This is a genomic window from Pseudarthrobacter sp. ATCC 49987 (assembly GCF_009928425.1).
Lineage (GTDB): Bacteria > Actinomycetota > Actinomycetes > Actinomycetales > Micrococcaceae > Arthrobacter.
The window spans coordinates 3,327,360-3,347,311 of record NZ_JAABNS010000001.1 but is presented as its reverse complement, the minus strand read 5'-3'; the positions used below and the strand labels follow the sequence as shown (position 1 = coordinate 3,347,311).

18 protein-coding genes, 1 tRNA gene and 1 other RNA gene are annotated in these 19,952 nt (G+C 66.4%); 8 read left to right on the top strand and 12 right to left on the bottom strand.

The window, feature by feature from the left end; all coding sequences use genetic code 11:
- Window positions 1-47 precede the first annotated feature (47 nt).
- Both GXK59_RS15450 and GXK59_RS15445 read left to right on the top strand, forming a co-directional pair.
- On the top strand, window positions 48-341 hold the full coding sequence (locus GXK59_RS15450; RefSeq protein ID WP_160668096.1) for a DUF503 domain-containing protein: 294 nt from the start codon (window positions 48-50) through the stop codon (window positions 339-341).
- Between the two features lie 118 nt (window positions 342-459).
- Entirely contained in the window at window positions 460-1,401 is a 942-nt protein-coding gene (locus tag GXK59_RS15445) for a hypothetical protein (RefSeq protein ID WP_237393915.1), read from the top strand.
- A gap of 146 nt (window positions 1,402-1,547) precedes the next feature.
- Here the strand turns inward: GXK59_RS15445 and purL are convergent, their stop codons facing one another.
- Genes purL through purS form a run of 3 tightly spaced genes read right to left on the bottom strand, consistent with a single transcriptional unit; the run spans window position 1,548 to window position 4,895 of the window.
- Complete coding sequence (gene purL, locus GXK59_RS15440; RefSeq protein ID WP_160668094.1) at window positions 1,548-3,887, bottom strand: phosphoribosylformylglycinamidine synthase subunit PurL; 2,340 nt, start codon at window positions 3,885-3,887, stop codon at window positions 1,548-1,550.
- Complete coding sequence (gene purQ, locus GXK59_RS15435) at window positions 3,884-4,642, bottom strand: phosphoribosylformylglycinamidine synthase subunit PurQ (RefSeq protein WP_160668092.1); 759 nt, start codon at window positions 4,640-4,642, stop codon at window positions 3,884-3,886. Before purQ ends, purL begins: the two co-directional genes overlap by 4 nt.
- Window position 4,643: 1 nt before the next feature.
- Window positions 4,644-4,895 carry a phosphoribosylformylglycinamidine synthase subunit PurS gene (gene purS / locus GXK59_RS15430; protein ID WP_011690410.1) on the bottom strand — a complete coding sequence of 84 codons (252 nt, stop codon included), beginning with the start codon at window positions 4,893-4,895 and terminating at the stop codon, window positions 4,644-4,646.
- Between the two features lie 300 nt (window positions 4,896-5,195).
- On the opposite strand from purS, the gene GXK59_RS15425 reads away from it, so the two are divergent.
- Together GXK59_RS15425 and GXK59_RS15420 are read left to right on the top strand one after the other, a co-directional pair.
- Window positions 5,196-5,381, top strand: coding sequence for a hypothetical protein (locus GXK59_RS15425; protein WP_160668091.1), 186 nt, complete (start codon window positions 5,196-5,198; stop codon window positions 5,379-5,381).
- A 403-nt stretch (window positions 5,382-5,784) separates the two neighbouring features.
- Window positions 5,785-8,943 carry a S8 family peptidase gene (locus GXK59_RS15420; RefSeq protein ID WP_237393914.1) on the top strand — a complete coding sequence of 1,053 codons (3,159 nt, stop codon included), beginning with the start codon at window positions 5,785-5,787 and terminating at the stop codon, window positions 8,941-8,943.
- A gap of 116 nt (window positions 8,944-9,059) precedes the next feature.
- Here the strand turns inward: GXK59_RS15420 and GXK59_RS15415 are convergent, their stop codons facing one another.
- The 4 genes from GXK59_RS15415 to GXK59_RS15400 are packed head-to-tail and all read right to left on the bottom strand — an operon-like array spanning window position 9,060 to window position 11,441.
- Window positions 9,060-9,440, bottom strand: coding sequence for a serine protease inhibitor (locus GXK59_RS15415; protein WP_160668089.1), 381 nt, complete (start codon window positions 9,438-9,440; stop codon window positions 9,060-9,062).
- Window positions 9,437-10,414, bottom strand: a complete 978-nt coding sequence (locus GXK59_RS15410) for a 3-methyladenine DNA glycosylase (RefSeq protein ID WP_202129142.1) — start codon at window positions 10,412-10,414, stop codon at window positions 9,437-9,439. Before GXK59_RS15410 ends, GXK59_RS15415 begins: the two co-directional genes overlap by 4 nt.
- Complete coding sequence (locus tag GXK59_RS15405; protein ID WP_160668085.1) at window positions 10,386-10,940, bottom strand: SSI family serine proteinase inhibitor; 555 nt, start codon at window positions 10,938-10,940, stop codon at window positions 10,386-10,388. The genes GXK59_RS15410 and GXK59_RS15405 overlap by 29 nt, the downstream gene beginning before the upstream one ends.
- Window positions 10,941-10,967: 27 nt before the next feature.
- Window positions 10,968-11,441 (bottom strand): MarR family winged helix-turn-helix transcriptional regulator, encoded by a 474-nt coding sequence (locus tag GXK59_RS15400; protein ID WP_160668083.1) that lies wholly within the window; start codon window positions 11,439-11,441, stop codon window positions 10,968-10,970.
- Window positions 11,442-11,522: 81 nt separating this feature from the next.
- Here GXK59_RS15400 and GXK59_RS15395 point away from each other — a divergent pair, with 81 nt between their 5' ends.
- A complete protein-coding gene (locus GXK59_RS15395) occupies window positions 11,523-11,756 on the top strand; it encodes a hypothetical protein (protein ID WP_160668081.1) in 234 nt (77 codons plus the stop codon).
- 192 nt (window positions 11,757-11,948) lie between these two features.
- Entirely contained in the window at window positions 11,949-12,161 is a 213-nt protein-coding gene (locus tag GXK59_RS15390; protein ID WP_160668079.1) for a hypothetical protein, read from the top strand.
- A 101-nt stretch (window positions 12,162-12,262) separates the two neighbouring features.
- Here GXK59_RS15390 and GXK59_RS15385 read toward each other — a convergent pair whose 3' ends face one another.
- The 4 genes from GXK59_RS15385 to GXK59_RS15370 form a co-directional block, all read right to left on the bottom strand.
- Entirely contained in the window at window positions 12,263-13,621 is a 1,359-nt protein-coding gene (locus GXK59_RS15385; RefSeq protein ID WP_160668078.1) for an aspartate kinase, read from the bottom strand.
- Window positions 13,622-13,956: 335 nt separating this feature from the next.
- Window positions 13,957-14,523, bottom strand: coding sequence for a GNAT family N-acetyltransferase (locus GXK59_RS15380; protein ID WP_160668076.1), 567 nt, complete (start codon window positions 14,521-14,523; stop codon window positions 13,957-13,959).
- Window positions 14,524-14,541: 18 nt separating this feature from the next.
- Window positions 14,542-15,141, bottom strand: coding sequence for a recombination mediator RecR (recR, locus tag GXK59_RS15375; RefSeq protein ID WP_024366686.1), 600 nt, complete (start codon window positions 15,139-15,141; stop codon window positions 14,542-14,544).
- A gap of 51 nt (window positions 15,142-15,192) precedes the next feature.
- Complete coding sequence (locus GXK59_RS15370; RefSeq protein ID WP_160668074.1) at window positions 15,193-18,138, bottom strand: DNA polymerase III subunit gamma and tau; 2,946 nt, start codon at window positions 18,136-18,138, stop codon at window positions 15,193-15,195.
- A 129-nt stretch (window positions 18,139-18,267) separates the two neighbouring features.
- On the opposite strand from GXK59_RS15370, the gene GXK59_RS15365 reads away from it, so the two are divergent.
- Window positions 18,268-19,422: an IS1249 family transposase gene (locus tag GXK59_RS15365; RefSeq protein WP_160664191.1), complete on the top strand. Its 1,155-nt coding sequence runs from the start codon at window positions 18,268-18,270 to the stop codon at window positions 19,420-19,422.
- Between the two features lie 36 nt (window positions 19,423-19,458).
- Here the strand turns inward: GXK59_RS15365 and ffs are convergent.
- Window positions 19,459-19,555, bottom strand: an RNA gene (gene ffs, locus GXK59_RS15360) — signal recognition particle sRNA small type.
- 226 nt (window positions 19,556-19,781) lie between these two features.
- Between ffs and GXK59_RS15355 the strand changes: the two genes are divergently transcribed.
- Window positions 19,782-19,866: transfer RNA gene (locus GXK59_RS15355), tRNA-Ser, on the top strand.
- The last annotated feature ends 86 nt before the right edge of the window (window positions 19,867-19,952 follow it).

Genomic DNA, 19,952 nt, shown 5'->3' with positions numbered 1-19,952 from the left:
GCGAGGCGAGGGGGCCGGTGGGGAGCAATCGATGCGAAAATTCAGGCATGTGGATTGGCTGGATTGAATTCGATGTCCTCCTCGGCGACGTTCACACTCTCAAGGAGAAGCGCTCCATCGTGCGCCCCGTGCTGGCCGAGCTCAAGCGCCGCTTCGACGTCTCCGTGACCGAGGCCGGACTCCAGGACCAGTACCGGCGTGCCGTCATCGGCGTCGGGCTGGTCGCGGCGGACCGGGCGCACGTGATCGAGGTGCTTGCCGCCGTCGACCGCTTCATGGCCGCCCGCACCGAACTGGAACTCCTCAGCGCCCGCCGGCGCGAACTCCGCAGCGACGACTAACCCCCATCGATTGCTCCGTAAACGCCCTTTTGAGGCGCCATAACGGCACTTACGGAGCAACGGATGGAAGGTGTGGATAACTTCTGCGGCGTCGGCGCGGTTCTGGTCTGATGAAGCCATGAAAACCGCGCGCCCGCTGCCGGACGATTTCCGGAGACGCCCCTTCACCGTTGTCGAAGCCGCGGAGGCCGGGGTGTCGCGCAAGCGGCTCCGCCACCGTTCCCTCGCGGCGCTGGGAAGGGGGATTCGTTCCCTGGACCCGACGCCGGAGCTTCCTTTGAGCGTGAGAGTGCGGCCTTTCATTGAGGTCAACGAGCGATGCGCCGCGTCGCACCTCACCGCGGCGGAGCTTGGTTCGCTTCCGGCGCGGCGGCAGAAGGAGGGACCGCAGATGTACCACGTGATCAGGCCCAAGGGTGCAGCCCATCTCAACCGGCCACATGTCATCGTTCATCGGATGAGGCTCTACGACGACGAAATTACGCTCCTGGACGGGATTCCCATCACCACGCCGGAGCGGACCTGGCTGGATCTGGCCGAAATGCTGACCGTGGACGAGCTCGTAGTGGCCGGAGACAGCTGTGTCCGGGTGCCCCGGCTTGAGCTCGAGGGCAGGGACATGCCGTTGTGCAGCCTCGCTGATTTGCAGCGGATGATCGACCGCCACAAGGGAAAGCGCGGGGTCCGCAAGGCCAGGGAGGCCATCAAACTCATTCGGGTGGGTTCAGATTCGCCGCAGGAGTCCTTGCTGAGGCTTGCCATTGTCCGGGCCGGACTGCCGGAACCAGAACTGAACGTACCGATCATCGACGACGGCGGAACGCGTCACCACGAACCCGACTTGTCCTACCGGAAATACAGGATCGGCATCGAATACGAGGGCGAGCACCATGGAGACGAAGAGCAGATCGTCCGCGATATTGCCCGTTCGGAGCGGTACACGGCCCTCGGCTGGACCGAGGTCCGGATCTCCAAGCGGCACATGCACAATGACGCCAAGGCAGCTGTAGCCAAGGTCCGGGCCGCCCTGGTCCAGGCCGGCTGGCGTCCGGGCCGGTGAACCAAAACGGCTGCTCCGTAACTGCCGTTTTGAGGGTTCAAAAGGGCGGTTACGGAGCAGCCGATGGAGCGGGCCGGGGTGGGTGGGTGGGCCCACGCCGCCCGGGTTCCCTGGCCGAGCTTGCGAGGCTAGGGTGGCGGTGGGGACTAGCCGAAGTACTTCGGCAGGGTCGCCTCGTGGGCTTCGCGGAGCGCCTCAAGGTTCATGGTGTCGACGCCGTTGATCTCCAGCGTGCCGCCCTCGGCGTCGACGACGCCGATCCGGACGTGCGCAAAGCCGCGGGCGGTGCACATGTCCTTGAACCGGATCTCCTCGGAGCGGGGCACCGCCACAATGGCGCGGCCCTGGGTCTCGGAGAACAGGGCCGTGAACAGGTCCACGCCGTCGCGGTCCAGGACGTCCTGAAGCGCGATCCGGGCACCGACGCCGTAGCGCAGCGAGGACTCGACCAGGGCCGCCGCGAGGCCGCCTTCGGAGAGGTCGTGCGCGGAGTCCACCATCCCGTCGCGGGAGGCGTTGATCAGGATTTCACCCAGGGCGCGTTCTGCCGCGAGGTCAACTTTGGGCGGCAGGCCGCCGAGGTGGCCGCGCATGTTGGACCACTCCGAACCGTCCAGTTCCGCCGCCGTCGTGCCGAGCAGGTAGATGGCCTGGCCGTCTTCCTTCCAGCCCGACGGCGTGCGGCGCGCAACGTCGTCGAACTTGCCGAGCACGGCCACAACGGGGGAGGGGTGGATGGGCACGGTCCCGGTCTGGTTGTACAGCGAGACGTTGCCGCCGGTGACCGGGATGCCCAGCACCATGCAGGCGTCGGACAGGCCGCGGATGGCTTCGGCCAGCTGCCACATCACGTCGGGGTCCTCGGGGGAGCCGAAGTTCAGGCAGTCGCTGACGGCCATCGGCACGGCGCCGGAGGTGGCGACGTTGCGGTAGGCCTCGGCCAGCGCCAGCTGTGCGCCGTGGTACGGATCGAGGTAGGTGTAGCGGCCGTTGGCGTCGGTGGCCAGGGCCACGCCCAGGCCGGTTTCCTCGTCCACCCTGACCACGCCGGCGTCGTCAGGGAACGCCAGGGCCGTGTTGCCGCCGACGTAGCGGTCGTACTGGTTGGTGATCCACGACTTGCTGCACATGTTGGGTGAGGCAACGAGCTCGGTGATGGCTGCGGCGAGTTCCGCCGGGGCGGCCGGGCGGCCGGCATCCTGCACGGAGCCGGTGAAGGCATCGGCCTGCACGGCGTCCTGCCACTCGGGGCGGGCGTACGGGCGGTCGTAGACCGGACCGTCGTGGGCGACGGTGCGCGGGTCGACGTCGACGATGACCTCGCCTTCCCACGTGATGATGAGGCGGCCGGTGTCGGTGACCTCGCCCAGCCAGGAGTACTCCACGGCCCACTTGTCCATGACCGCCTCGAACGCGGCGATGTTTTCCGGGGTGACCACGGCCATCATGCGTTCCTGCGACTCGGACATGAGGATTTCGCCCGGGGTCAGGGTGGGGTCGCGGAGCAGGACGGACGTCAGCTCGACTTCCATGCCGCCGTCGCCGTTGGAAGCGAGCTCGGACGTGGCGCAGGAAATGCCGGCGGCGCCGAGGTCCTGGATCCCCTCAACCAGGGAGCCCTTGAACAGCTCGAGGCAGCATTCGATCAGGACCTTCTCGGCGAAGGGGTCGCCCACCTGGACGGCGGGGCGCTTGGACGGCTTGGTGTCGTCGAAGGACTCGGAGGCCAGCACGGAGGCGCCGCCGATCCCGTCGCCGCCGGTACGGGCACCGAACAGCACCACCTTGTTGCCCTTGCCGGAGGCGTTGGCGAGGCGGATGTCCTCATGCCGCATGACCCCGACCGCGAGGGCGTTGACCAGCGGGTTGCCCTGGTAGACGGAGTCGAAGACCATCTCGCCGCCGATGTTCGGCAGGCCCAGGGAGTTGCCGTAGCCGCCGATGCCGGCGACGGCGCCGTGCATGACGCGGGCCGTGTCCGGGTGGTCAATGGCGCCGAAGCGCAGCGGATCCATCACGGCGACCGGGCGGGCGCCCATGGAGATGATGTCGCGGACAATCCCGCCGATGCCGGTCGCGGCACCCTGGTAGGGCTCCACGAACGACGGCGAGTTGTGGGACTCGATCTTGAACGTCACGGCCCAGCCGTCGCCCAGGTTGGTGACGCCGGCGTTTTCGCCGATGCCCACGAGCATGTCCTTCTTCATCTCGTCGGTCACCTTGTCGCCGAACTGGCGCAGGTGGTTCTTCGAGGACTTGTACGAGCAGTGCTCGCTCCACATCACGGAGTACATGGCGAGCTCGGCGCCGGTCGGGCGTCGGCCCAGGACCTTGACCACCTCGTCGAACTCGTTCTGCTTCAGGCCCAGCTCGGCCCAGGGGAGCTCGACGTCCGGGGTCTTGGCAGCGTTCGCGACGGTGTCGATGTTGAACTTCTTGGCCTCGGTGGCGGTGCCGACCGTCCGGCCTGGCGACGTCTCCGTCATTTGTTGTCTCCCACGATCTTGTTCAGTACTGAGGTGAAGAAGCCCAGGCCCTCGGTGCCGGAGCCGTTTTCGGGGCCGAAGCCCGTCTCCACGGCGTGTTCCGGGTGCGGCATGAGGCCCACCACGTTGCCGGCGGCGTTGGAGATGCCGGCGATGTCACGGCGGGAGCCGTTCGGGTTCCAGCCGACATAGCGGAACACCACGCGGCCCTCCGCCTCCAGGGCGTCGAGGGTCTTCTCATCCGCGATGTACTGCCCGTCCTGGTTCTTCAGCGGCACCGTGATTTCCTGGCCGACGGCGTAGTCCCGGGTCCAGGCGGTGGTGTTGCTCTCCACCCGCAGGACCTGGTCCCGGCACATGAACTTCAGGTGGTCGTTCTTGATCATCGAGCCCGGCAGCAGATGCGATTCGGTGAGGATCTGGAAGCCGTTGCAGATGCCCAGGACCGGCAGTTTAGCCTCCGAGTTGGCGGCGTCGATGATCTTGGCCATCAGCGGCGCGAAACGGGCGATAGCGCCGGCGCGGAGGTAATCGCCGTAGGAGAATCCGCCGGGGACAACGACGGCGTCGACGTCACCCAGGGTGGTGTCGGCGTGCCAGAGCGCTACCGGGGTGGCGCCGGCCAGGCGGACCGCGCGGACGGCGTCGCGGTCGTCCAGGGTCCCGGGGAACGTGACGACGCCGATCTTCGCACCGGCGAGGGTGCCTGTACCGGGAACGTCGGCGGCTTCGCCGATCAAGGGGAGTTCAGTCATCTCAGGCCTCGACGACCTCGACGTTGACGACGTCCTCGATGACCGGGTTGGACAGCAGGGTCTCGGCGGCGTTCCGGGCCTGGGCCAGGATCTCCTCGGTCACCTCGCCGTCGACCGTGAGTTCAAATCGCTTGCCCTGGCGGACAGAGCTAAAGGCGGTGAAGCCCAAACGGGGGAGTGCACCCACGATGGCCTTCCCCTGCGGGTCGAGAATCTCGGGCTTGGGCATGACGTCGACAACGATCCGGGGCATCCGGCAACTCCTGTGCGTGAGCATTGGGTAAGGGCGCAGCGGAGTGGTGCCGTCTCACGCCGAACCGCTGTGTGGTGGGGACAGTTCTCAGAAATACAGCGTGAAAGGGCGCTCCGCGAGCTTGCATGCCCATTCTACCGGCCGCGGAGCGTCCGGCCGCATTCGGGCCGGGTGTGTGAACGGCGCTCGGCCGGCCGCCGTCCAACCGCGCCACGCAGCCCCCCGTTGACAGGCGGTGCGGCCCGGGGTGGCCTTAGCCGCGCTATGGCCACTCCGGTGCGCCGTCAGTAGGATGTGCGCATGTCTGAGAAACCGAAATCCGTGGTCCTGCCTGTCGTTGCTGCTGCGGTTTTCGCGGGGCTGGGCCGGATGGTCCTGCAGAAGATCAGAGCGGACCGCAAAGCCCGGGAGAGCAACGTGGCCGGCCCGCTCGATGAGAAGACCCGGGCCTGGATCAGCGAAGTTGTCAGGACGCCGCGCCAATAGCACGCACCAGGACGACTGCCGGCGGCGGGCCTCCAAGTACTCCCTCCGGCAGCCGGCCCCGGAGCGGGCCGCCCTCCACGTGTGGGGTGGCACTGCACGGCCGTCGCGGCCTCCTGCCCTGCCAGCCCTGGGACTGTTGTCGAAGCGTGTGACAAATTTTGATTTCTTCATTGTGTGCTATGTCATAACTGGCTCTCAGTCTGTACTGTATGAATCGGCAGGTATCCGTCGGGGCCGTGAGAGTCTCAGCTCTTTCTGTCCGGCCAGTCCTTTGGCCCGGCAGCTGCGCCGGGGCCGTTCCTTATGAAAGGTTCAACCACACGTGAAATCACCAGGAAAGAGCTTCCTTCGAAGCGGGGGACTCCGGAGGGCCGTGGCACTGACCCTGGGCTTGCCGGTTCTCTTGTCAACAGTCGCGATCCAGCCCGCCACCGCGGCGCCGGCGCAGGGCGCCACCGTTGCGGGAGTGGCACAGAAGAATCTGGATCCGAACAGCTTCAAGGACGGCCGCTACATCGTCGTCCTGACCGAGAAGCCCGCAGCCACGTACGATGGCGGGACGCCAGGACTGGCGGCAACCAAGCCGGAATCGGGCAAGAAGCTCGACACGAGGAAGGCCGAAGTCAAGCAGTACGAGTCGCACCTCGAAACGAAGCAGGCCAAGGTTGCGGGCCAGCAGAACGTTCAGATCAAGCGGCAGTTCACGGCGGCCATCAACGGCTTCAGCGCGAATCTGACAGCGGATCAGGCTATCAAGCTGGCCAAGGACCCAGGCGTGCTGATAGTTGCCCCTGACACCGAAAACGCGCCCGACTACTCCAGCACGGACTTCCTGAAGCTCAGCGGCCCCAACGGCACCTGGAACACGAAGTTCGGCGGCCAGGATGCCGCAGGCAAGGGCGTCGTCGTCGGGGTCATCGACACCGGCTACACCCCTTCCAGCCCATTCTTCGCCGGCGAGCCGGTCAAGCCGCTGGCCGGTGATCCGGTTGTCGGCGTGCCCTACCGCACCGGCGACGGCAAGATTGCGATGCTCAAGTCCGACGGCGACACCTTCACCGGTGAATGCCAGACGGGGCAGGACTTCGACGGCTCTGCCTGCAATTCCAAGGTCCTCGCCGCGCACTACTTCGCCGATGACTTCCTGAAGTACGTTCCGGCCGGCAATCGGTCCCCCATCGAGAAGATCTCCCCGGTCGACGTTGCCAGCCACGGTACTCATACGGCCAGCACCGCTGCCGGCAATGCCAATGTGGAGACTTTCGTTGACGGCCGCAGCTTCGGTCTGACGAGCGGAATTGCGCCTGCGGCCAAGCTCTCCGTCTACAAGGTCTGCTGGGAGGATACCGACCCGAATTCCGGCGGCTGCTACAGCTCATCGTCGGTTGCCGCGGTCGATCAGGCCATCTACGACGGCGTCGACGTCCTGAACTACTCGATCTCCGGTTCGACCACCACCACCACGGACCCGGTGTCCATGGCGTTCCTGTCGGCAGCCTCCGCCGGAATCTTTGTCGCGGCCTCAGCCGGTAACTCCGGACCCACGGCCAGCACCGTCAACCACGGCGCGCCGTGGGTCACCACGGTCGCGGCCAGCAGCTTCTCCCAGGAGCTCCAGGGCACCGTCGAGTTCTCCGACGGCAGCAAGTTCCGCGGCGCCAGCATCATGAACCGCGAGGTCACGGGTGCCGGCGTCGTCCTGGCCGCCAAGGCGGCCATCACGGCCGGAGACGCCAACGCGGCCCTCTGTGGTCCGAACACACTGGACCCCGCCAAGGTCGCCGGCAAAGTCGTGGTCTGTGACCGCGGCTTTTTCGACCGCGTCGCCAAGAGCGCCGAAGTCAAGCGTGGCGGCGGCGTTGGCATGATCCTGGTGAACCTCAGCAACTCCTCGCTGGACACGGACAAGCACTCCGTCCCGACGATCCACGTGAACCCGCCGGCCACTGAAGCCATCAAGGCCAAGGTCACGGCCAACCCGGCGATCACCGTTTCGCTGGTCAATAAGGACACCACCGGGCTGGCCCTTGAGGCCCAGCCGCAGACCGCGGGCTTCTCCTCCCGCGGCCCGCTGCTGGCAACCGGGTCCGATCTGTTGAAGCCCGACGTCACTGCTCCCGGCGTCGCAGTCCTGGCCGGTGTTTCGCCGATCGGTACGGGCGGGGACAACTTCGGCTTTATGTCCGGTACATCCATGGCCGCCCCGCACGTGGCCGGCTTTGGCGCCCTGGTCCTCGGCAAGAACCCGAAGTGGTCCCCGGCGACGGTCAAATCCGCCATGATGACCACCGCTGGTGACGTCAAGAACGCCGACGGCAGCAAGAACACGGATGTCCTCGCCACCGGCGCCGGCCAGGTTGACCCGGCCCGTGTGCTGGACCCGGGCCTGGTCTACGATGCCACTGGGGAGGACTACCTGAAGTTCATCCAGGGCACCGGGACCGACCTCGGCATGCCGGGATTGGGCACCACCAAGGCCCGCGACATGAACGTCCCGTCCTTCTCGCTGGGAAACCTGGCCGGAAAAATCGAGGTCACCCGTACCCTGACCGCGCTCACCCCGGGAACCTACCGGGTCAAGGCTGAGGTGCCCGGAGTCAAAGTCACCGTGACGCCGTCCATTCTGACCTTCGGCGCTGCCGGCGAGAAGAAGACCTTCAAGGTGTCCTTCGAAAACCAGAATGCAGCCCTGGGAAAGTTTGCGATGGGTTCGCTGACCTGGCAGGGGGCCAACAAGAATGTCATGTCACCGATCGCGGTCCGCCCGCAGTCGGTCATCGCATCCAAGGATGTTGCCTTCACCTCCGAGGGTGGCACAGGCTCCGGCGCGATCAAGGTCGTCTCCGGAACCAACAATCCGGTCAACCTGACCCTGGACGGATTGTCCAAGGCGGACTCCTCCGCCATTGAGCTCGTTCCCGGCGAATTCTCCGGTGCCACGGACGCCTCGAACTTCGTCAAGGACGTGGTGGTGCCGGCGGGGAGCCCGCTGGCCAAGTTCTCGGTCCTGTCCTCGGACGAAAACGCTGACTTCGACATGTATGTGATGACGCCCGATGGGCCCCTTACCGTGGCAACTTCATCGGCGAGCGAGTCAGTATCAATTCCCAGCCCGACGGCTGGAACCTACACGATCTACGCGAACCTCTACGCCAGCCCCGGCGGACGGGCCACCAAGGCCAGCGTGGATGCATCGGTACTCGTTCCGAATGTGGGCAACGCCAGCCTGACGCCGAACCCGCTGCGGCTCGGCAATGGTACGTCCGGCGTCGTGACGATGAACTGGAAAAACCTGGCGGCGGGTTCCTACATCGGACGTGTGACGTTTGCCGGCGCAAGTGACCCGACGTTTGTTAGCGTGCTGGTGACCTCCGCCGGTACTGTCGTGGTCCCGCCGACCTCCGAGGATCAGGACAGCAACGACGGTCCCGGTGACAGCGGCGATGGCGGCAGCCACGATGGCAAGGACAAGAAAGACAAGAAGGACAAGGGCAAGAAGGTGAAGAAGGAGAAGGGCAAGATCCAGAACGAGGAACTTGCCGCTCCCAACTACGCCATCTAGGCGCAGTTCCAATCCCTGACAGGACAAAGGCAATGGCCGGCGGTTCCCACCGCCGGCCATTGCCTTTGTCTTTTGCCCGTGTCCTGTTGTGCGAGCGGGTTCCGCACCCGCACGAGTCAGCTGGCCCCGGTCGAACCCGCATTTCCGCCGAGCAGCGGCGCCATGGCACGCCAGCGGGCGATCTCGCAGCCATCGGTGCGGCGGAACGTGCTGCGGACTTCCCGGCCCAGGAACCAGCCGGTCACTTCGGCGATCTGGGGACCGCCGTACTGCTGGGTGCACATCTTCGGCGGCCCAGGCTTGGGGAAGAAGATGTCTTCCCCGTGCTGGGTGACCGCCGCGAGGGCGGCCGCGGAATCCGGCAGGGTGCACCCCTCGGCGGGTGCGCCGCCGCTTGCCGCCAGCCGGAATACATATTCCGGGGCGCCCGGGGCCTCTGTCAGGCGGACGGTGAGATCGATCTCGTGGTGGCTGTGACGTTCGTGCGTGGCGGTCATTGCTGTCCTTCCGTGGGTTCTGGGGCAGGGCCTGAACCCATCGACTGAAGCAGGGGAGTGAGCTCCAGCAGCAGCCGATGCCGCAGCTTCTGCGACTCGGCCGAAAAAGCCCGCTGGTATTCAACGTACGCGGCTTTGCCCTCGGCCGTTTCGATCAGGATGGCGGGATAGCCCCACTCTTTCAAGTCATACGGGGACGCCCGCATGTCCATGGCCCTGATCCGCCAGGAGAGCTCGAAACAGTCCATCACCAGCTCGCTGGGCAGCAGCGGGGAAAGTTTATAGGCCCACTTGTACAGGTCCATGTTGGCGTGCAGGCACCCGGGCTGTTCCATGGTCCGCTGGTTCTCCCGGCTCGGGATGAGACTGTTCAGCGGCACCGCATCCGGAGTGTAAAAGCGGAAGGCGTCGAAGTGCGAGCAGCGGATCCGGTTCTCCTCCACCACCGCGTCGGTCCGTTCCGGGCCGAGGCGCAGCCGGAGGTACTCGTGCCGGAGTTCGAATTTGTCCTGCCGGTAGACCATGGCCCATTCGTGCAGCCCGAAGCAGCCGAACTGGGCCGGCCGTGCCGCCGTCCCGGCCAGGATGATCCCGGCGAACTGCAGGGCGTCCCGCCGGTCCCGGACGAATGCCTCGACGTCGACCGTAACGGCCGGTGTACCCGCCGCAAGCCCGGCGGCGGCGAGTTCGCCGTCGCCGGGCGTGCGGTAGTACTTCCAGTCGGCACGCTCAGCCGCGGCGGGACCGGAGAGCACGACGCCGGCGCCCGGGTGCCAGCGCAGCAGCTGCCCGGGCTTTTGGGTGTAGTAGGTGAAGAGGAAGTCCTCGACGGGGTGCTTCCTGCCCGCGGACCGCCGGGCCAGGTACGGATCCGCGTATTTCCGGACGCGCGCCTGATGGCCGGCCTGGCGGGACAGCCAATCATCCTGCGGGAGTGCGTGCAGCTTAGACTCCACCGGTGGAGCCAAGGACATCTTTGGCGGCATTCCAAAGGGCGATCTCGCAGCCGTCGCGCAGGGTGAAATTCGTTTCGACCGGCCGGCCGTCCACCACTCCCGTGACCGTGGCTTCCTGCGGGCCGCCGTACTGCATGGTGCAGGCCTGGTCCTTCGGCCGGGGTGCGGGGCTGAGGATCGCCGCGTTGCCCTTCAGCGCGGTGCAGGCCGCGGCGGCGTCGGGATGCTGGCTCTCGGCGGCCGGGACGCCGTCCACGCAGACCAGCGTGAAGTTCGACGGTGTGCCGGTCGCGGACGGCTTGACCATGATGGCGAGTTCGGCGTTGCCCTGGCCTGGACCTGAGGTGACCGGCGCGGCAGACGGCGAGGGGGCCGGGGTCTTTGTTTCGGTATCCGGCGAGGGGGTGCCCGTCGGGGAGGACGTTGTCCCGCCCGTCGGACCGGTGGCCGTGGTTGACGGCGACGGCGTGGTCCCTGGCGAACAGGCGGCCAGGCCGGCCACCGCCATCAGAACGAGCGCCGCGTGGCTCAGTTGCTTGCGCATCAGCAGTCCTCCTGTGTTTTGCCCAGTCTACCGCCGGGGCGGGCCGCCGGAGGGGCCCTTCGTGGCAGCAATCAGGTCCATCATGGAGGCATGCAGTGTGGTGACGTGCTCCCGGGTCAGGCCCAGCCGCTCCATCATGGTCCCCGGCACGGCAGTGGCCTCCTGCCTGAGCGCGGCGCCCAGCGGCGTCAGGTCCACGGCAAGGGTCCGTTCGTCGCCCGGCACACGCTGGCGAGTGATGAACCCGGCCGACTCCAGGCGGCGCAGCAGGGGCGAGATGGTTGCCGGTTCCTGGGCGAGGGCCCCGCTGATGTCGCGCAGAGAGCGGGGGCTGGACGCCCAGAGGCAGAGCATCACAAGATACTGGGGGTGGGTCAGGCCGAGCTTGTCCAGTACGGGTTTGTACGCGCCGACGACACTGCGGGACGCGACCGTGAGCGCGAAGCACAGCTGGTGTTCAAGCAGGAGGTCGTCCCGGGTTCCTTCGGCCGCATCCGCCACGTGGGTCCTCCCCTAGATAGTTAGTGTGCTAATCATTAGCGTACACTGAGGGTATCGTCTCGTTCTTAGGAGTGAATTGTGATGGCCAAGAAAAACGCCGAAAACGGCTCGCAGAGGTTCATGCGCGCAACGGGCAGACTCCGGATGATTTTTGGCCCCGCCAACCGCAGCGCCCTCGGGCACGAGATGACCGAGCAGAACCGGCAGCTGCTGGCCCAGCGCGAAGCCGAAACCCAGCAGTGGGAGACCCTCCACCGCCCGGACGGCAGCACCTACGTGGTGCCCCGCAACCCCGAGGACAAATCACTGCGTTAAGCCGTCCCCGGGCCGCGGTTCGGACGAAGACCCCGGCACGTTCCGGGCCAATTTCCGGGCGGCCGCGCCCATGCCTTTTCCCCCCGGCGGGCGTAAAATGAGGGCACTGGCACCAGCTACTTAGCCGCAACCGTTTAGCGCGGCCCGGACGCTGGAGAGGGGGTGGGAATTGTGGCACTTGCACTGAGGAAGATGGCACTCAGGCAGCATCTGCACCCGTCGTCATGGGCACGCTTCCTTTTCGGCCCTGCCTCGCGGGGGGATACCGCCGCGCCGGTCGTGCACAAGAATGACGACTTCGAGCAGGCTTCCGAAATGGACCTCGCCGGGTTCGAAGTGGAGACCGATGCTCACGGACATCACTATGCGGTCCGGAAGGAAGACCTCCCCAAAGAGGAAGTCTGAGCATCGCGCGCCCGTCAGGAAACGCGCCCGTCACGAAGAAGGGAGCGGCACTTGCCGCTCCCTTCCCAGTTAACTCCGGCTGCTATTCCTCGGTGCGAAGGTCAGCGGCCCGTGCCGCCGTACACTGTGGCCTCGTCCTCGCTGTCCAGGTCGAAGGCCTTGTGGATGGCGCGCACGGCATCGTCGAGCAGGTCGGCGTGTGTGACGACGGAAATCCGGATCTCCGAGGTGGAGATCATGTTGATGTTGATTCCGGCCTCCGAGAGCGCCGCGAAGAACCGCGCCGAGACTCCCGGGTGCGAGCGCATGCCGGCGCCGATCAGCGACAGCTTGCCGATCTTCTCGTTGTACTCGATGCTTTCGAAGCCGATCCGGTCCTGCGCGGCGTGCAGGGCGGCGAGGGCGTCGGCGCCCTCGACGATCGGCAGCGTGAAGGAAATGTCGGTCCGGCCCGTGCCGTGGGTGGACACGTTCTGGACGATCATGTCGATGTTCGAGTGCGCATCGGCGATGACCTGGAAGATCGCTGCAGCCTTGCCGGGGATATCGGGAACCCCGACAACCGTGACCTTGGCTTCCGAACGGTCGTGTGCAACACCGGAGATGATTGGCTGCTCCAAGGCAACTCCCTCTTGGGTTGTGATCTTGTCGTCGGCGCTGGGCAGGACCCAGGTACCTTCGTTCTGGCTGAATGAGGACCGGACATGCAACGGCACTCCGAAACGGCGCGCGTACTCGACGCAGCGCAGGTGCAGGATCTTGGCGCCGGACGCCGCCAGTTCGAGCATTTCCTCGCTGGAGATCCGATCGATCTTGCGGGCGGACGGCACGACGCGCGGATCGGCGGTGTAGATCCCGTCGACGTCGGTGAAGATCTCGCAAACGTCCGCATCGAGGGCGGCGGCCAGCGCCACCGCCGTCGTGTCCGAACCGCCGCGGCCCAGCGTGGTGACCTCGTGCGTGGTGCGGCTCATGCCCTGGAACCCAGCCACGATCGCGATGTGCCCCTTGTCCAGGGCGGTGCGAATGCGGTGCGGGTCGACGTCGATGATCCGGGCCTTGCCGTGGATGCCGTCAGTGATCATTCCGGCCTGGGAGCCGGTAAAGGACTGGGCCGACGCGCCGAACTTGTTGATGGCCATGGCGAGCAGGGCCATCGAGATGCGTTCCCCGGCGGAGAGGAGCATGTCCATTTCCCGCGCCGGGGCCGAGTCGGTGACCTGCGCGGCGAGGTCGAGGAGCTCATCAGTGGTGTCGCCCATGGCGGACACGACCACCACCACTTCATCGCCCGCGTTCTGGGCATCCACGATCCGCCGGGCCACGCGCTTAATGCCCTCGGCATCCGCCACGGAGGAACCGCCGAACTTCTTCACCACAAGGTGCTTCATGGTGGCAGCAGAGACGGGCAGCTCCTGTGGCTGCGGGCCGGGCTGGACTTCGGTAGTGGGCAAACTCATGCGCGCACCCTCACTGGAGCATCGGGGTTCTGGGCCAGGCAACCAAACGGCGCGACGGCGTAACTTCTCATCCCAGTTTATCGCCGAGACCCCTCGGTTGCTGAATTGTGACCGCATGCCAGACACCCGCGTTCCCGCTCCCCGGGACATGCCCTCCGCTGGGACAGCGACTGGACATGCCCACCTGCCATCCGGGACATGCCCTCCGTTGGCGCTAGCGGACGGGCAGGTTGGCACCATGTCCATCCGTAGGCGCGGGGGCTGGGCATGTCCCATGCGGGGTTGAATTGGTCCGGCGGAGCGCCCGGTTTGGCAGCGGTCCGGGGTCCACTCGGCTACGGGTTCCGGTCCAGTCTGTAGCGCCAGGAGGGAAGATTCTTGCCCGTTGTGTCCTGCACGGACGTGAAATGGCGGTCCTGCCGAAAGCCCAGGCCCGCCAAGAGCCGTCTGGAGGGGAGGTTGGGTTCATAAACGCCGGCGAACACCGTTTGTGTTCCGCGTTGTTCGAAAAGCCAGCTGACCAGGGCACCCGCTGCCTCGCGGCCCAGGCCACGGCCGTGGTGGCCGGGATGGAGGATATACCCGAGGCTTCCGCAGTCGGCGGGTATCTTGCCCGGCGCCGGCGGCTCTGCCGAGTTCCACGTCCGGCCGTCACCAATGACCTCGCCCGTCTCGCGGAGCTCTATGGCCCAGCCGAAGCTGAACCAATCCACGCTGGACGATTCCGCGGCATCGACCAGCCCAAGGATTCTGGCGAAGTTCTCCGCAGGACTCAGGGGTTCATGGGACAGATACTGCGTGGCCATGGGATCGCCGCGGAACTGCAGGACCGCCGCCGCGTCGTGGATTTCCAGCGGACGCAGCACCAGGCGTTCGGTGCGGACCGGGGCAGGTAAGGACATGGCGGGGGCGGTCTCCGATCAGCTCAGGGCGTTGCGGCGGCCCTCGAACGCGCGGCCCAGCGTGACCTCGTCCGCGTATTCGAGATCGCCTCCCACGGGCAGGCCTGAAGCAAGACGGGTGACAGCGATGCCAATCGACTTGAGCATGCGCGCCAAGTAGGTGGCCGTGGCCTCGCCCTCCAGATTGGGGTCGGTGGCGATGATGATTTCCTGGATGGCGCCGTCGTTGAGCCGGGTGAGGAGTTCACGGATCCGGAGCTGCTCGGGGCCGATGCCCGCAATGGGATTAATGGCTCCGCCCAGCACGTGATACCGGCCGCGGAACGAGCGGGTGCGTTCCACGGCGAGGACGTCCTTGGATTCTTCGACGACACAGATGATCGAGGGATCCCGGCGTGGGTCACGGCAGATATTGCACAGTTCCTGCTCGGTGACGTTGCCGCAGACCGTGCAGAATTTCACCCGTTCCTTGACCGTGATGATGGCATCCGCGAGCCGTTTCATATCCTGGGGGTCGGCCTCGAGAATGTGGAAGGCGAGCCGCTGGGCGGACTTGGGCCCGACGCCGGGAAGGCGTCCGAGCTCGTCAATCAACTCTTGAACTGCACCTTCGTACACTTTGTCCTCGTTCGGTTGGGGTGGTGACGGGCGGAGGGCCCGGCGGGGCGGCTAGAAGCGCGGCGGCAGCGGGCTTCCGTCCAGCGACCGCTCTTCCACGAGTTTTCCGCCCAGGATTCGTTCGACGGCGGCCCGTCCGAAGACGCCTGATTCCTCGATCGTTTCGTCGTCCGCGCTGGGGATGTCCTGGACATAGGTGGTGGTGGCGGTAGCACGGGCCGGAGCTTTGGCGCGTCCAGCCTCCGCCTCGGGGCTGTTGGACAGCCGCTGATACAGGCTTTGCCGGCCGTTGGACTGTTGCGCCGCGGGGGCCGTGACCGGTGCAGCTGCTGGTCCGGCGGTCGGAGCAACCGCCGCAGCGCTCACGGAGACTGGAGCGGCTGCAGCGCCTGCCGGCACCAACTCAGATGAGTCTCCCCAACCGTTCGACGAGGAGGCGACAGGCTCATACGTGGCGGAAGCCGATACTGCCGCGGCGTACTGCGGGACCTGGGCCGCGGCAGGTTCGTAGTGCGGGGGTTCAGGCTCCGGGGTTGGGTCGGGAGTAATGGATTCCTCGGGCCGGTAGCTTCCGACGTTGGAGTCCGCGGCAATCGTCCAGATGCCAGGGGCCTGCTCGACGGCCCGTGCCCACGGGTCGTTGGCGGTGTCCGGAGCTTGGGGCGCCGGCGTGTGTGTCTGGGACTTCTTGGCAGCAGCACCGGAACCCGCCGGGGCGGCGGTCTTCGTGCGGTCAGATGCGGGTGCCGGCTGGGCGGCCCGGGCGAGGGCGGGTGCCGAGGGGTCCCAGTCCATGGGCGGTTCCTCGTCCAGCGGCGGAGCGTCCTCGTCGCGCGGAGGTCCCCAGTCGTCGTCGGGGTGGGCATACGAGCCGGCGGAGTCCGGGGCGGCGCCCGGCTGTTCGCTTTCAGCCGCGTCTGCCGGAAAAGTGGCCCGCGGTTCCGCCGGGGCTGCAGTTGCGGGGACGTGCGCCGATACCGGGATCTGGACGGGCTCGTCCGGGGTAGTCGGGGCCTGGCCCGCCGCAGGCCGAACGGCGGGGGCGGCGGACGGAGCCTGCACCGTCCGTTCCGGCTCCGTTTGCGCCGGGGCAGCCGGGGGCAGGCCCCAGTCAGCGTCGGTGGACGTGGCCGGAACGTCCCGGCTAGCGGGTGCTTTTGGGTTTGGCTCAGAGCTCGCTGCGCTGTTGCTTCCGCTGGCCACTGCAGTGATCTGGCATTCGATGCCGATCGTCTTGTGGATCGCCTGTCGCAGGTTCTCGGAGTGGTCCGCCCGGCCGAACGCACCAGCAAGCCCGGACGTGGTGAAGGCGAGCGTCAGGACATGGTCTTCGAAGTGGCCCACCTGGGCATTTGGCTCGACGAGGGCCCACGTGCTGCGCTTGATCTTGGTCAGCGTCTGCAGGATCTCCGGCCACGCGCGGCGGAGGACTTCGACGTCGGGCCCGGATCCTGAGCCAGGCGCCGCGGCGGTCGCAGCCGCAGGCACCGAGGGCGCCGGCAGGTTCTGGGCAGGTTCTGCCGGCGCAGACGGGGAAGCGGCAACGGGAGCTGCGCCGGAGGCATCCACCGGCGCGGACGCCGGGGGAGGCGTGGCCTTCCCGGAAGCCCCCCGGTTGACCGCGGCGGCCTCGTCGACGGGCCAGTCGCGGGTGTTGACGCGCGGCGCAGTGAGCGTTTCCCGGGCCGGTTCGGCATCGCGCTCAAGGGCAGCGGCAGGTGCGGTGGCCGCCGGGGCTGCAGCCGCAGGTCCGGGAGATGCAGCTGCCGGAACCGGAGACGCCGCTGCGGGAGCGGTCTGGGCGGCGGGAGCCCCGACGTCGTTCCCGGCGTAGTTCAGGCGGCGTTCCACCCGGTCGATCCGGGCGGCGATGCCGCGCTCGGTCTGCTCGGAGGACGGCAGCAGGATGCGGGCGCACAGCAGTTCCAGGTGCAGCCGCGGCGAGGTGGCACCGGTCATCTCGGTCAGGGCGGTGTTGGTGACGTCCGCAGCCCGGGACAGCTCGGCCGCCCCCAGATTATGCGCCTGGTTCTGCAGGCGCGCGATCTGGTCGGCGGGCATACCGCGGAGGATTGACTGGGCGCTCTCCGGCATGGCCTGGACGATGATCAGGTCCCGGAAGCGCTCGAGCAGGTCCTCCACGAACCGGCGCGGGTCATGACCGGTCTGGATGACCCGGTCCACTGCTCGGAACACGGTAGCGGCGTCGGACGCTGCCACGGCCTCCACAACGTCATCGAGCAGGGAAGCATGGGTGTAGCCCAGCAGCGCGACGGCGAGCTCGTAGTCCAGGCCGTTGGGTCCGGCGCCCGCCATGAGCTGGTCCAGGACAGAGAGCGAGTCCCGCACTGAACCCCCGCCGGCGCGGATGACGAGCGAGAGCACACCCGGTGCCACGGGAACGTTCTCCTGCGTGCAGAGCAGCTCGAGGTACGCCATGAGCGGCTCGGGGGGCACGAGGCGGAACGGGTAGTGGTGCGTGCGGGAGCGGATGGTGCCGATGACCTTGTCCGGCTCCGTGGTGGCGAAGATGAACTTGATGTGTTCCGGCGGCTCTTCGACGATCTTGAGCAGGGCGTTGAAGCCGGCCGAGGTGACCATGTGGGCTTCGTCGATGATGAAGATCTTGTACCGGTCGCGGACGGGGGCATAGGTGGCCCGTTCGCGCAGGTCGCGGGCGTCGTCGACGCCGCCGTGGCTGGCAGCGTCGATTTCAATGACGTCGAGGGATCCGGAGCCGCCTCGGGCGAGTTCGACGCAGCTGGCGCACTTGCCGCAGGGGGTGTCCGTGGGCCCCTCAGCACAGTTCAGGCAGCGCGCCAGGATGCGGGCAGAGGTGGTTTTTCCGCAGCCGCGGGGGCCTGAAAAGAGGTAGGCGTGGTTCACGCGGTTCTTGCGTAGGGCCGTCATCAGCGGCTCGGTGACGTGTTCCTGCCCGATAACGTCCGCGAACGAATCGGGGCGGTATCTGCGGTAAAGGGCGGTAGTAACAGTCACAGATAAACCCTACCAATCGGCACAGACATAAAAGACGGGTTAGCGGCCAAAATGTGTGTATGAGATTGGCTTGGTTGCCAGTGTTCGCGCGGGTTGTAGGGGTGTGCACATGCTTTGAAAGCATGTGGAGTGACGGTTCGATCAAATCAGCCCCGGTGTGGTGTATGTGCTCAGAAGCTTGTGAAGAACGGTTCGACCAGTGCCGGGCGGACGAGATGGCGGTGTAGGTCGTGTGGTGCTTCGAGTACTCAATCCCGGGTTGATGTCACGAAGAGGGCAGAGTTCACGGCCTTCATTTCCTGGATCACGGGGAAGCAGCGGCAAGGCGCCCACGCCGGCTCGGAGAGGACCTTCAGGCGCCGGAGTGCCTGGTGCTGGAATGTCGCCCCGGCGGCCGCGCGGACCGGGGAAATACACCCGGTGATCATGCTCGATGGCACCTACTTCAACGGCTGGTGCGTCCTGGTCGCTTACACCGGCGAGCACGTCATCGCGTGGCAGTGGTGTGACCGGGAAAAGCACGCCTCGTGGGCTGCGCTTCTGCGGCAGATCCCGGCCCCGGCGGTGGCCGTCGTGGATGGCCACAAGGGCCTGGAGAGCGCCTTGAGGGAACACTGGCCGGAAACGAACGTTCAACGGTGCCTGTTCCATATCCGGCAGAACATCCGCACGCATCTGACGATGCGTCCGAAGCTCGATGCCGGTAAGGAACTACTAGCCCTGGCCAAGGCACTCACCCACGTCACGGACCTTGACCAGGCCGCCGCCTGGTCCGGTGCGTTCGCTTCCTGGGAGGCCCGCTGGGAGAGCTTCCTCAAGCACCGGACCTACGCGAAGAAAACCGGCGCCAGGCCCTCACACATCGGACCGGCACAGACCTGGTGGTACACACATCTGGGCCTGCGCCGGGCACGGGGAAGCCTGGCCGCTGCCATCAAGGCAGGGCACCTCTTCACCTGGCTTACCAGCGCTACCGAAGGCCAGCAGATCGCCCGGACGACCAGCCCGCTGGAGGGAGGAATCAACGCAGGCCTCAAAGACCTTCTGCGGAACCACCGCGGCCTCAGCGAAGACCACGCCACACGCGCCGTCGACTGGTACCTCTACCAGCACACTGAATCACCCCAGGACCCTTGGGACCTCGTGAAACCACACCACTGGCAACCCCAAAAGAAGGAGTCAAAGGAGGTGGAGGAGCCCATCCAACCGGCCCTCTACGACACAGCCTTCAGCTTCGAAGACGGCAACGGAATCCAGCAAGGATGGGGCGGAAGAAACCGGTGACACGCCCAAGCCATACACACATTTTGGCCGCTAACCCTAAAAGACCCCTCATGCACCCGCCAGAGCCCATTTACCCTTGCTACCTTCCGGTCCTGGGGGAGTTCAACAGGATGACGCCACATGAGGGGCCGTCAGCAAGTTTACCCGACGTTTGAGTGTGCCCCGAATCGTGCGTTTTGGGTCCGGGAAATCCGGTGGGACACGCCCATTTTCCGCGGCCGGGAGTGGGCACGGTGGGCTTATGTCCATTGGCCGCGGTGAGGGTGGGGCATGTCCCGCGGGGCGGGGGCTGAAGGGCCAATTGGGCGATGCCGGGAAGTTCAGGTATTCTAGTATCTGCTTTTGATTCAGAAGCTACTGGAGAATTCGCCTAGCGGCCTATGGCGCACGCCTGGAACGCGTGTTGGGTTAACGCCCTCGGGGGTTCAAATCCCCCATTCTCCGCGGTTGGCCCCGGTCCCTTGGACCGGGGCCTTTTTGCGTCCTGCCACCGGACCCAATGGCCCCAGAAACCTGTTCCCGGCTGGCCC